At 50.4% G+C, this 12096-nt stretch carries 13 protein-coding genes; 2 read left to right on the top strand and 11 right to left on the bottom strand.

Annotation, left to right across the window (positions count from 1 at the left end):
- Positions 1-12 precede the first annotated feature (12 nt).
- The 6 genes from trpA to asd are packed head-to-tail and all read right to left on the bottom strand — an operon-like array spanning position 13 to position 5345.
- A complete protein-coding gene (gene trpA / locus AC3ZFK_RS01060) occupies positions 13-819 on the bottom strand; it encodes a tryptophan synthase subunit alpha (RefSeq protein WP_487505925.1) in 807 nt (268 codons plus the stop codon).
- Positions 816-2021: a tryptophan synthase subunit beta gene (gene trpB, locus AC3ZFK_RS01055; protein WP_487505924.1), complete on the bottom strand. Its 1206-nt coding sequence runs from the start codon at positions 2019-2021 to the stop codon at positions 816-818. The genes trpA and trpB overlap by 4 nt, the downstream gene beginning before the upstream one ends.
- 24 nt (positions 2022-2045) lie before the next feature.
- Entirely contained in the window at positions 2046-2669 is a 624-nt protein-coding gene (locus AC3ZFK_RS01050) for a phosphoribosylanthranilate isomerase (RefSeq protein WP_487505923.1), read from the bottom strand.
- A gap of 12 nt (positions 2670-2681) precedes the next feature.
- Positions 2682-3446, bottom strand: a complete 765-nt coding sequence (gene truA / locus AC3ZFK_RS01045; protein ID WP_487505922.1) for a tRNA pseudouridine(38-40) synthase TruA — start codon at positions 3444-3446, stop codon at positions 2682-2684.
- Complete coding sequence (locus tag AC3ZFK_RS01040) at positions 3443-4201, bottom strand: type IV pilus assembly protein FimV (RefSeq protein ID WP_487505921.1); 759 nt, start codon at positions 4199-4201, stop codon at positions 3443-3445. Before AC3ZFK_RS01040 ends, truA begins: the two co-directional genes overlap by 4 nt.
- Positions 4202-4232: 31 nt before the next feature.
- Positions 4233-5345: an aspartate-semialdehyde dehydrogenase gene (asd, locus tag AC3ZFK_RS01035; protein WP_487505920.1), complete on the bottom strand. Its 1113-nt coding sequence runs from the start codon at positions 5343-5345 to the stop codon at positions 4233-4235.
- A 172-nt stretch (positions 5346-5517) separates the two neighbouring features.
- On the opposite strand from asd, the gene AC3ZFK_RS01030 reads away from it, so the two are divergent.
- Positions 5518-5763 (top strand): (2Fe-2S)-binding protein, encoded by a 246-nt coding sequence (locus tag AC3ZFK_RS01030; protein ID WP_487505919.1) that lies wholly within the window; start codon positions 5518-5520, stop codon positions 5761-5763.
- Between the two features lie 22 nt (positions 5764-5785).
- Here the strand turns inward: AC3ZFK_RS01030 and leuB are convergent, their stop codons facing one another.
- The 5 genes from leuB to aroC form a co-directional block, all read right to left on the bottom strand.
- Positions 5786-6865: a 3-isopropylmalate dehydrogenase gene (gene leuB / locus AC3ZFK_RS01025; protein WP_487505918.1), complete on the bottom strand. Its 1080-nt coding sequence runs from the start codon at positions 6863-6865 to the stop codon at positions 5786-5788.
- A gap of 61 nt (positions 6866-6926) precedes the next feature.
- The gene (gene leuD, locus AC3ZFK_RS01020) at positions 6927-7565 is read right to left on the bottom strand and encodes a 3-isopropylmalate dehydratase small subunit (RefSeq protein ID WP_487505917.1); all 639 of its coding nucleotides are present in this window, start codon (positions 7563-7565) and stop codon (positions 6927-6929) included.
- Positions 7565-8983 carry a 3-isopropylmalate dehydratase large subunit gene (gene leuC, locus AC3ZFK_RS01015; protein WP_487505916.1) on the bottom strand — a complete coding sequence of 473 codons (1419 nt, stop codon included), beginning with the start codon at positions 8981-8983 and terminating at the stop codon, positions 7565-7567. Before leuC ends, leuD begins: the two co-directional genes overlap by 1 nt.
- 90 nt (positions 8984-9073) lie before the next feature.
- Positions 9074-10222 carry an MFS transporter gene (locus AC3ZFK_RS01010; protein ID WP_487505915.1) on the bottom strand — a complete coding sequence of 383 codons (1149 nt, stop codon included), beginning with the start codon at positions 10220-10222 and terminating at the stop codon, positions 9074-9076.
- Between the two features lie 16 nt (positions 10223-10238).
- Positions 10239-11327 (bottom strand): chorismate synthase, encoded by a 1089-nt coding sequence (gene aroC, locus AC3ZFK_RS01005; protein ID WP_487505914.1) that lies wholly within the window; start codon positions 11325-11327, stop codon positions 10239-10241.
- 60 nt (positions 11328-11387) lie between these two features.
- On the opposite strand from aroC, the gene AC3ZFK_RS01000 reads away from it, so the two are divergent.
- Positions 11388-12086, top strand: a complete 699-nt coding sequence (locus AC3ZFK_RS01000) for a tetratricopeptide repeat protein (protein WP_487505913.1) — start codon at positions 11388-11390, stop codon at positions 12084-12086.
- Positions 12087-12096: the final 10 nt, after the last annotated feature.

Genomic DNA, 12096 nt, shown 5'->3' with positions numbered 1-12096 from the left:
CTATCCCTTACTCTAATTCTTGTCCAGTGCTACCCGCATCTCCGAGAGGATACCACCAATTGCCTCTGGAATCTGATCTGGAGTCTCACGCATTGACTCCATTTTTGAGACTAGCACACTTCCCACTACAACCGCATCTGCCACTGCACCAATTGCAGCCGCTGATTCTGCATCCCTTATTCCAAACCCAACCCCTACAGGAAGATCGGTCTGTTGGCGAATAGCATTAACCTTGTCTCCGACCTCTGATATATCTGGAGCCTGTGAACCAGTCACCCCTTTTACGGAAACATAGTAGATAAAACCCCTGGCCGAATTGGCAATCATGCCAATCCTTTTCTCAGTACTGGTTGGAGCCAACAGGTAGATGGGGTCAAGACCATGTGCCTCACAAATCTGCTCAAACTCTGCCCCCTCCTCCGGCGGCATATCAACCGTGAGCACACCATCAACACCAGATGCCTCCGCAGCTGTGGCAAATTGCTCCACACCCATATTCTCAATTGGGTTGAGGTATCCCATCAACACAACTGGCGTAGTCTGGTTGCTCTCTCTAAACTTTTTCACCATCTCAAGCACATGGTGAATACTGGTGTTCTCCTCCAGTGCGCGCTCACTAGAGCGCTGGATAGTTGGGCCATCTGCCATTGGGTCTGAGAATGGCACTCCCAGCTCAATAATGTCGGCACCCGCATCCACCATTGCACTCATCACTGGCACCGTAACTGAACGATCGGGATCACCTGCAGTCACAAACGGGATCAGCGCAGTACGTCCAGCTGCCTTGCACTGTTCAAAACAGGAGCTGATTCTGCTCATACCTCGACCCCCTCAATCTCTGCAACAGTATGAATATCCTTGTCCCCTCGCCCGGAGAGATTGACGATAATAATCTGATCCTTGCTCATGGTTGGCGCCAGCTTGGTTACATAGGCCAGTGCATGGCTCGACTCCAGTGCCGGCAGGATACCCTCAATACGGGTCAGGTCATGGAACCCCTGCAGTGCCTCCTGATCATCAATTGCCACATACTCAGCCCTCCCCTGGTCCTTGAGCCAGGAGTGTTCCGGACCTACTCCAGGGTAATCGAGCCCAGCAGAGATTGAGTGGGTCTCGATAATCTGCCCATTCTCATCCTCGATGATATAGGTACGGTTGCCGTGCAGTACCCCCGGCTTTCCTGCATTGAGTGTTGCTGCATGCTTGTCTGTATCCAGCCCCAGACCAGCTGCCTCAACCCCATATATCTTGACTTGATCATCATCGAGGAATGGATGAAAGAGACCGATCGCATTTGAGCCGCCGCCCACACAGGCTACCAGTGCATCTGGAAGTCTGCCTGCCTGCTGCTGAATCTGCTCTCTCGCCTCTCGACCAATAATAGTCTGAAAGTCACGCACCAGCATCGGGTAGGGGTGAGGGCCGGCAACGGTCCCAATGATGTAGAAGGTGTCGTCCACATTGGTGACCCAGTCCCGCATCGCCTCATTAAGGGCATCTTTCAGGGTTTTGGAGCCAGAACTTACGGGAACCACCTTGGCCCCCAACAATTTCATGCGGTAGACATTGAGCTTCTGGCGCTCCACATCCACCTCTCCCATATAGACCACGCACTCCAGACCCAGTCGTGCCGCCACTGTCGCTGTAGCAACCCCGTGCTGACCCGCACCAGTCTCCGCAATAATTCTGCTCTTTCCCATGCGCTGAGCAAGCAGCGCCTGGCCAATGGTGTTGTTTACCTTGTGTGCTCCGGTATGGTTCAGATCCTCACGCTTGAGCCAGATCTGTGCGCCACCAAGATGGTCACTCCAGCGTTGAGCATGGTAGAGCGGACTTGGACGACCCACATAGTGCTGCAGATCCTCATCCAGCTCACGCAGAAACTCCTCATCCTCCATATAGCGCGCATACGCCTCGGTCAACTCCTCCAGTGGAGCCATCAGGGTCTCTGAGGCAAAAATCCCTCCATAGATCCCAAAATGCCCATGGCTATCCGGCTGATCTGTCCATCGATTACTCACATCCTGCTCCATTCATCTTGTTGTCTAGTCCTTGACTCGCCTCACATTATCTATAAAGCGATATACCTTGAGGTGATCCTTAACCCCTTTCTCTCGCTCTACACCACCACTTACATCTACAGCCCATGGCCGAACCTGCCTTATTGCCGACTCAACATTATCGGCATTGAGACCACCAGCAAGCACCAACGGCTTATCCATCCCGGATGGAATCCTCTCCCAATCAAAAGTCTCACCAGTTCCACCCGGCACTCCAGGCTGATAGGCATCTACTAACAGGGCTCTGGCTGTTGCATATCTTGCGGCCTCTTGCTGCAGATCAACATCCTCTCGCATCCGAATCGCCTTCATATAGGGGCGAGAGAACGAGTCACAATAAGCCGGGGATTCATCACCATGAAACTGCAACAGATCCAGTGAAACCTTACTAAGAACCTCATTTACAAAACCTGCCTCTGCATCAACAAAGAGCCCTACTGTAGTCACAAAAGGTGGCAGGGCACCAATAATCTCAGCTGCCTGCTCCACAGTTACAGCCCTGGGACTTGGCTCATAGAAGACCAGACCAATCGCATCTGCACCACTCTCAGCCGCATAGATGGCATCCTCTTTAGAGGTTATTCCACAGATTTTCAAACGGGTTTGCATCGCGCAATATTATCACACTGAGGGGATATCAAAATGGTCAGGATACTCCACAGAGACCAGAGAGAGCCCCTCTGGCGGAGCTGTAATTCCACCCTGGGTTCGGTCTCTCAGATCCAGCACCTCTTTTGCCCACTGCGGCTCATTGAGTCCACTCCCGATAGAGATCAAGACCCCTGCAATATTCCGCACCATATGGTGGAGAAATGCATTGGCTCTAACCTCAATCCAGACCTCTTCCCCATGACGGGTCACATTCAGGCTGTGGATAGTACGTACAGGGCTATGGGCCTGACATGCCACCGCTCGATATGAGCTGAAGTCATGCTCCCCCATAAGGTGGTTCGCACCCTGTTGCATCATCTCCTCATCGAGAGGCCGATAGACCCAGGTACGCTCATCGGCAGATATGGCTGTACGCACAGGGCGGTTAAATATAATGTAACGGTAGGAGCGGGAGAGTGCAGAAAACCGGGCATGAAAATCGTCCGAGACCGGCTTGATCCATGCAATACAGAGATCCCTTTCCAGGTTGGCATTGGCGCCATGCACCCATCCACGTTCACTGCGTTCAGAATCACTATCAAAGTGGATAATCTGCCCGGCCGCATGGACTCCTGCATCAGTACGTCCTGCAGTTGTTACCCTGACAAAGTGATCTGCAACCTTTGACAGAGCCTTCTCTACCTCCCCCTGGACTGTACGAACATCCGGTTGCTGCACTTCCCATCCATGAAAATTGGTTCCACTATACTCAACTCCAGCGGCATATCTGGTCACTTGACATCCCCACTATCAGGTTTCTGAATTCTACCCTCAATCCGTTCAACCTCATGATAGAACTCCTTCCATATATCACCACTGTTGTCCTCATCATGGCTACTGCTACCGGTTAATCCTCTATCGCGAGTTGAAAAATTGCCATCCTGATCTGTGATAGATACAGGATCAGCCGCCCTCCACCAACGTATAAATACCAATGCTATCAACCCACCCAACAGGATAAAGAGAGACCATTTTGAGACAACAGGAAGACGCCCTGGTGAAAAAACCTGCTCTACATCGGTTAGCCATGACCCCTGGTCGTCTGCAACCCCTGGCCTGGAAACCATTACTTCACGTACTTCCAGTGCACGATTTCTATCATGCAACAGCCCCTTTATGTAAGTAGCACTTGAGTTTGGTGCCACAGGATCAAGAAATATAGTGAAGTCACGTTCAATCCCACCATCACCGGAGACAAGTTTTAGCTCAAGAATTGGCTGGTTTATTGGAGAGAGTGAAAGCAGAAGCAGTGCGCCCCTGTCGGTTATTCTCTCCACCTCATACTGTTGTACAGAGTCACCTTTCCCGGTTATGGAAAATTTCTTTATCTGTAATTCACCTGGTAGCAACTGGATCTCTGCAATCAAGGGAGAGCCCAGTGCAGAATAAATCTTTATAGATTCATCTGCCTCTGTTTTACCAACAGACAGAATAGAGAGAAGAGCAATCCAACTTATCGTCTGTAAAGATGCACGTTGTAATTTCTGCATCAATCGTTACCAAAACAGTATAGCGAACCTGCTACAGCTCTAATGCAATTCCCATCAGGCGACGCAGTGGTTCTGCAGCGCCCCATAACAGCTGATCTCCAACAGTAAATGCGGATATGTATTCTGGCCCCATGGTTAGCTTGCGTACTCGTCCGACAGGAACGCTCAAGGTTCCAGTTACCTTGGCCGGTGTCAGCTCAACCATGCTCAGGTCGCGGTCATTTGGGATCACCTTCACCCAGTCATTGGCCTGGGCCATGATCGATTCAATCTCTGATACCGGAATGTCTCTCTTCATCTTGATGGTCAGTGCCTGACTGTGGGAGCGCATTGCACCAATACGGACACAGAGTCCATCAATAGGTACTGGGTTATCACTGCGACCCAGAATCTTGTTGGTCTCTGCCTCTGCCTTCCACTCCTCTCGACTCTGCCCACTTGGAAGCTGGGTATCAATCCATGGGATCAGGCTGCCAGCCAGTGGCACCCCAAAATTGTCTGTTGGATAACCATCACTATTCATATGTGAAGAGACGGTACGATCAATCTCAAGAATTGCACTGGCAGGATCATCAAGCAATCCACCGACACTATCCCTGATGCTTCCCATCTGGGAAATAAGTTCACGCATGTTGCGCGCACCCGCACCCGATGCAGCCTGATAGGTCATTGGTGAGATCCACTCAACAAGATTCTCCTGCAAGAGTCCGCCAATTGCCATCAACATCAGACTGACTGTGCAGTTACCTCCTACAAATGTATTTTTCCCGTCACTCAGAGCGTTATCAATTACAGTGCGGTTGACTGGATCCAGCACCAGAGTGGCCTCATCATTCATTCTCAGAGATGAGGCTGCATCAATCCAGTAACCATTCCAGCCTGACTCACGCAGTGGGCCGATCACCGCCTTGGTATAGCTGCCACCCTGACAGCTGATGATGGCATCCATCTCTACCAGATCGGAGACATCATTGGCATCCCTGAGTGATGGCACCTCCTTGCCTACATCAGGGCCTGGTTGCCCAAGCTGTGAGGTAGTGAAGAAAACCGGATCAATTTTTGCGAAATCACCCTCCTCACGCATCCTCTGCATCAGAACCGAGCCAACCATGCCACGCCAACCGACAAAACCTACTTTCTTCATCTTAATCGAACCTTCTGTTTTCCGGATCCCCGCCTTCGCAAGGATGACGGTTTTCTTTGAAAAAGCGCTATAATCTAGAATTCTAGAATTGCTGATCACCAACCACCTAAAAGAGCGATGATAGCCAAAAAAGGCTATGATAATCCTTTCAGCAACATAGCACTACGAGAAAATGGGCAACACCTCCATAACGGATCCTCTGGACAGGCTTCCACCAATTCTTAAAAAAGATCTGGACCGCCATCTATGCACCTGCAACGAGGTGATAAAGATGGATGTAATCAATGCCATTGCAGATGGAGCCGTCTCCGTGGAGGCTATTAAGGAGCAGACCTACGCCACCGATGGAAATGGCTGTTGCAGACATCAGGTAGAACGTTTAATTGAGTTCATCTGCATACCGGAAACGGAGACATGAATCGCCTCGAAAGTATCGACAATCATCCTCTCAGCGCAGCTACCACCGCATCACCCATAGCAGAACAGCTCACCTCCTGCATCCCTTCTGAGTGAATATCTCGGGTACGCAGACCACTATTCAAAACCTTATCAACTGCCTGAGAAATTCTGTCAGCCATATCTGCCTCGTCCAGACTATAACGTAACATCATGGATACCGAGAGAATGGTTGCCAACGGGTTGGCCACATTCTGTCCAGCAATATCCGGAGCAGAGCCATGAATCGGCTCATACATGCCCTTACCATTGGCATCCAGTGAGGCAGATGGCAACATTCCAATTGAGCCTGTCAACATCGCGGCACAGTCAGAGAGGATGTCACCAAACATATTTGTGGTAACCATTACATCAAACTGCTTGGGTGCACGCACCAGCTGCATGGCTGCGTTGTCTACATACATATGGGAGAGCTCCACCTCTGGATAATCCCCAGCCACACGCTCCATCACCTCGCGCCACAACTCTGTAGACTCCAGCACATTGGCTTTATCGACAGAGGTGATACGCTTGTCACGCTTCATTGCGATCTCGAATGCGGAACGGCCAATACGCTCAATCTCATGCTCTGCATAGACCAGAGTATTAAACCCCTGACGCTCTCCACTATCCAAGGTACGGATACCGCGTGGCTGGCCAAAATAGATGCCTCCTGTAAGCTCGCGCACAATCATCAGATCCAGACCAGAGACAACATCCTCTCTTAGAGTAGATGCGCTTGCCAACTGTGGATATAGAATTGCCGGACGAAGGTTGGAGAAGAGATCCAGACCTGCCCTGATTCCGAGCAACCCTTTCTCTGGACGCACCGCAATATCCAGTGACTCCCACTGATAACCACCTACAGCACCCAACAGAACTGCATCAGCCTCTCTGGCAATCTCCATAGTCTGATCCGGCAGAGGGGTTCCATGCACATCATATGCGGTACCACCGATCAATCCATCCTCGGTCTCGACTGACAACCCAAAATCACTCCGCAGAACATTCAGTACCTTGATTGCCTCTGCAACAATCTCCTGACCAATCCCGTCACCGGGCAACACTGCAACTTTCTTACTCATCAACTTGTACTCTTAAAAACTGAAAATTAATAAACCAAAAATCATTATCTCGACAATCCATCTACCTGAACAACCATGGAGCCTCAGAGCTGCGGCGTGCCTCATATACCCTGATGGAATCCTCATGCTGTAGAGTCAGACCAATATCATCCAGCCCATTTAAAAGCCGATATTTGCGAAACTCATCAATCTCGAAGGAGAAGGAGCCACCTTCCGGAGTAGTTACCGTCTGTGCATCCAAATCAATCTGCAATTGATATCCGCTACCCTCTGCCTCCTCCTGAAAGAGCTGCTCAATCTCATCCTCACTAAGGGTGATAGGCAACAGTCCATTCTTGAAGCTGTTATTAAAAAAGATATCAGCAAAACCGGGAGCTATAACCGCTCTGATACCGTAATCTGTCAATGCCCACACCGCATGCTCCCGCGAGGAGCCACAACCAAAATTCTCACGTCCCAAGAGAATTGTTGCCCCCTTATACTTATCATTATTAAGTACAAAACCGGGGTTTGGGCGACGGCTTGCGTTATCAATCGAGAGATCTCCCGGATCAAGATAACGCCAATCATCAAACAGGTTGGGTCCAAACCCGGTGCGCTTGACCGACTTCAAATACTGTTTGGGGATAATCGCATCAGTATCTACATTGGGACGATCCAACGGTACCACCAACCCCTGGTGCCTGGTAAATTTTTCCATTACCGACTCTCCCTCAACAACTCTCTAACATCTGTAAAGTGACCAGTCACTGCAGCCGCAGCGGCCATTGCCGGACTAACTAGATGGGTACGACTTCCCTGCCCCTGTCTTCCCTCAAAATTTCGGTTGGAGGTAGAGGCACAACGCTCACCAGGGTCAAGGCGATCCGCATTCATCGCCAGACACATGGAACAACCAGGCTCTCTCCACTCAAACCCGGCATCGATGAAAATCTTGTCCAGCCCCTCTGACTCCGCCTGCTTTTTGATCAAACCAGACCCGGGAACAATCAGCACCTGCTTAACATTGGGGGCAACTCTTCTGCCTGCAGCAACCAGCGCTGCCTCACGCAGATCCTCAATTCGCGAATTGGTACAGGAACCAACAAAAACCTTATCGACAGATATGGAGTCAATCGGAGTATCCGCATCCAATCCCATATAGGCCAGCGCCTTCTCCATACCACTCTTTTTTACACCATCTGTCTCATTTGCAGGGTTGGGAACACTATCCTCAATTGATACCACCATCTCTGGTGATGTCCCCCAGGTAACCTGGGGTGCTATTTCTGCCCCATTCAACTCAACCACTGAATCAAACTGTGCGTCTATGTCACTGTGCAGATCCTGCCATGCCTCTACCGCCTGCGGCCATAACTCCTCATCAGGTGCATATGGTCTCCCTTTTACATACTCAATAGTTTTCTGATCAACTGCTACCATCCCGGCACGGGCACCAGCCTCGATCGCCATATTACAGACTGTCATCCGTCCCTCAACAGAGAGTTCCTCAATTGCCTCGCCAGCAAATTCGATTGCATATCCGGTACCACCAGCAGTGCCGATCTTGCCAATGATCGCCAATACAATATCCTTGCCAGTAATCCCAGGACCAACAGATCCATTGACCTTAACCAGCATGTTTTTCGATTTTTTCTGCACCAGGCACTGGGTAGCCAACACATGCTCTACCTCGGATGTTCCGATACCAAAAGCAAGCGCACCAAGCGCACCATGAGTTGAGGTGTGTGAATCACCACAGACAATAGTCATCCCCGGAAGGGTTGCCCCCTGTTCAGGACCAATCACATGGACGATTCCCTGACGAATATCTCCCATGGCAAATTCTGTAATCCCGAAATCGGATGTATTCTGTCCCAGGGTTTCTACCTGGGTACGTGCAACTGGATCGGTAATTCCCATCTCCAAATCCCTGGTAGGAACATTATGGTCAGGCACAGCCAGACTGGCGTCCACCCTCCACGGTTTACGGCCTGCCATGCGCAGCCCCTCAAAGGCCTGTGGAGATGTCACCTCATGAAGCAGCTGTCTATCGATGTAGAGCAATGAACTTCCGTCCTCTTCCTCTCGAACAACATGTGCTTCCCAGAGTTTGTCGTATAGGGTCTTTCCGGCCATGGCTTCTGTTATCGGTCCCTGAATAAGTGGATAGCGTGAAAGCGGCCCATTTTACTCCCTGCTGTCCCCGCTGTAAAAGTGTTGATGTTGCTAGCGAATCCAGCGCCAGGTCACAACAAATGCAAGCGCTGTAAGTATGGTTGAGAACAGAAAGATCGATGATGAACCCATTGTCGTCCAGACCACACCGCCCAGCAGACTACCAACCACACCACCAGCCCCAAAACTGATGCTGGAGTAGAGAGCCTGCCCCCTTCCCTGCAATTTTCCACGAAACAGATCATGCACCATGTGAATGGAGACCGCATGGATGATGCCGAAACTGGCGGCGTGGATACTCTGCGCCACAAACATCAAACCCAGACTTTCGGGGAAAAACGCGATCACAAGCCACCGAATAGCCCCCAGGAACAGACTGATCAATAACAGGTTACGCTCCCCGAAGCGAACCATCCAGCGCGACATCACCATAAAAACCGCCACCTCGACCCCAACCCCAACCGCCCAGAGCAGACCGATCAGCCCCTTGTCATAACCAAATGACTCCATGTAGAGGGTATAGAAGGTGTAGTAGGTTCCATGTGCTGCCTGGTTGAGAAAGGCAACTGCCAGCAACGCCGCCACTACCGGGCGACGCAGTACATTTTTCAGAGATAGATGTCCATGGCCATGCTCTGGATCTGGAACTGTCGGAACGGACAGACTACTAACCCAGATTCCCACCATCAGGATCATCAGCGCAACCGGCACCAGACTCACGCTATACCACTCAAGCATTGGTCCCAGTATCGCTACTGTAACGATGAAACCAACCGACCCCCAAAGTCTGATCGAGGAATAACGCTCTACCTTCTCTCCAAGATGGTTCAGCGTCACCGCCTCGAACTGCGGTAGTGAGGCATTCCAGAAAAAACTGAATAGGGCAATTACCAGTGCCAGCCACCAGTAGCCACTACCAATAAAGACCCCTGCGAAAGCAACAATTGATGCCAACGAAGCAAAACGGACTATTGATAGATGTTCTCCCCTTCTGTCAGCCCACCATCCCCAGATATTTGGTGCCACAATCTTGGTTGCTGCCAGAATTGCTGTCAGCTCTCCAATCTCACGAATAGAGAAACCAAGACTCTCCAGATATGGCCCCCAATAGGGGATCAAAACCCCCAGAGTGGCAAAATAGAACAGGTAAAAACTGGATAGTCTCTTGTATAGAGATCTATATGTAAGAGCAGTAGTCACACGATACCCGAGAATCTCAGATTACAGGCGTATCTGAATGTGCAGCTCCATTCTGGCTTCGCTGACGCAGTGCATGGTCAAGCAAAACAATCGCTAGCATTGCCTCGGCAATTGGGGTCGCACGAATCCCTACACACGGATCATGTCTGCCCTCTGTTACTATCTCAACAGGATCTCCAGCATTATTGATGGTATCTGCCGGAATCCGCAGACTGGAGGTCGGCTTGAGCGCCATAGAGACCAGAATATCCTGACCGGATGAAATCCCACCCAAAATTCCACCTGCATTATTACTCTTGAACCCATCTGGTGTCATCTCATCACGGTGCTCTGTACCCTTCTGCTCAACAGAGTCAAATCCTGCACCGATCTCAACCCCCTTTACTGCATTAATACTCATCATTGCATGGGCGATATCAGCATCGAGGCGATCAAATACAGGCTCCCCCCAACCGGGAGGCATACCGGCAGCAACCACATTGATGCGGGCACCAATAGAGTTTCCCTCTCTGCGCAACTCATCCATATAGGCCTCCATTTCGGCAACCTTGCTGCTGTCTGGAGAGAAAAAAGGATTCTGATGAACCTGATCCCAATCCAGATCCTCAACCTTTATGGGGCCAATCTGGGATAGATAGCCATGAATCTCGACCCCAAACTGGGCCTTTAGAACAGCCTTTGCAACCCCCCCTGCAGCAACCCGCATTGCAGTCTCTCGGGCAGATGATCTGCCTCCGCCACGATAGTCACGAAAACCACCATATTTCTGATTATAGGTATAGTCCGCATGGCCAGGACGAAAGCGGTCGGCGATACCGGAGTAATCCTTCGAGCGTTGATCCTCATTGCGAATCAGTAATCCGATAGGGGTTCCCGTGGTTTTTCCCTCAAACACCCCAGAGAGTATCTCTACCTTGTCAGACTCCTTGCGTTGAGTAGTATGACGAGATGTTCCAGGCTTTCTCAGGTCAAGATCTTTTTGCAGTTCAGCCTCTGAAATCTCGACCCCCGGAGGACAGCCATCCACAATACAACCCAGTGCTGCACCATGGCTCTCACCAAACGTAGTGACAGTAAAAAGTTTTCCAAGCGAATTTCCAGACATGTTCTGAATTATACATGGTTCGTAACCATGCGCCCCGTGGTTCATGTGTATAATTTCCCCATGAAAAAATCACGCCCATCAACTTATATCTCAACCCTGCTATTTGGTATCACTCTCTGTGTATCCCTACCATCCAGTGCTGACTTGATTTCGGCAAAACGGGCCATTAGTGATGGCAATGGAGAGCTAGCCATAATGGAGTTAAGCCGCCTGGCAGGGATGGGGAACAGTGAGGCCCAGTACGAACTGGGCAAACTGTACGCACAAGGAAAACTTGTTCCCGAGGATGCCAACCGTGCCATGCTGGCTCTTACCCTTGCTGTTGAAAATGGTTTCCGCATGGCAGAGTCGCTACGCAGTGCGCAACAGAAAAAAATCAATCTTATGCAATTGGCTGCTCTACAGGAACAACTCGGCACCCTGTTTCAAGAGGGTGGGCCAGTCGCAATCGACCCAAATCGTGCAACCGCATGGCTTGAAAACCGGACCCTGAACCCGGTGCCATTCACCAATGAAGAGCGCGGAGAGGTGGCCCGCAAGATAGGCAAAATATATGAAGAGAAGATCTTCAGCTTTACAGCCGCACATACCTGGTACACCCTGGCCGAGGCCTTTGGAACCGAGAGAGCACAAAAAGATCGCAAAAGAATGGAGCTATTTCTGCAAGAGAAGAGTGTTTCTCAATCCAGAATTGATGCTATTGAAAAATACAAAAGCTATCTCAAAAACCACAAGAGGATGGTGGATGGAAAACTTTAGAAGTACTCTA

Source organism: Candidatus Thiopontia autotrophica (assembly GCF_982804495.1).
This window is presented reverse-complemented; position numbering and strand designations above follow the sequence as displayed.

Coding starts and splice junctions, on each gene's coding strand:
- AC3ZFK_RS01040 (WP_487505921.1), bottom strand. CDS start 4,201: ATGCAGAAATTACAACGTGCATCTTTACAGACGATAAGTTGGATTGCT.
- leuC (WP_487505916.1), bottom strand. CDS start 8,983: ATGGCCGGAAAGACCCTATACGACAAACTCTGGGAAGCACATGTTGTT.
- AC3ZFK_RS01030 (WP_487505919.1), top strand. CDS start 5,518: ATGGGCAACACCTCCATAACGGATCCTCTGGACAGGCTTCCACCAATT.
- aroC (WP_487505914.1), bottom strand. CDS start 11,327: ATGTCTGGAAATTCGCTTGGAAAACTTTTTACTGTCACTACGTTTGGT.
- leuD (WP_487505917.1), bottom strand. CDS start 7,565: ATGGAAAAATTTACCAGGCACCAGGGGTTGGTGGTACCGTTGGATCGT.
- asd (WP_487505920.1), bottom strand. CDS start 5,345: ATGAAGAAAGTAGGTTTTGTCGGTTGGCGTGGCATGGTTGGCTCGGTT.
- AC3ZFK_RS01050 (WP_487505923.1), bottom strand. CDS start 2,669: ATGCAAACCCGTTTGAAAATCTGTGGAATAACCTCTAAAGAGGATGCC.
- trpA (WP_487505925.1), bottom strand. CDS start 819: ATGAGCAGAATCAGCTCCTGTTTTGAACAGTGCAAGGCAGCTGGACGT.
- leuB (WP_487505918.1), bottom strand. CDS start 6,865: ATGAGTAAGAAAGTTGCAGTGTTGCCCGGTGACGGGATTGGTCAGGAG.
- AC3ZFK_RS01000 (WP_487505913.1), top strand. CDS start 11,388: ATGAAAAAATCACGCCCATCAACTTATATCTCAACCCTGCTATTTGGT.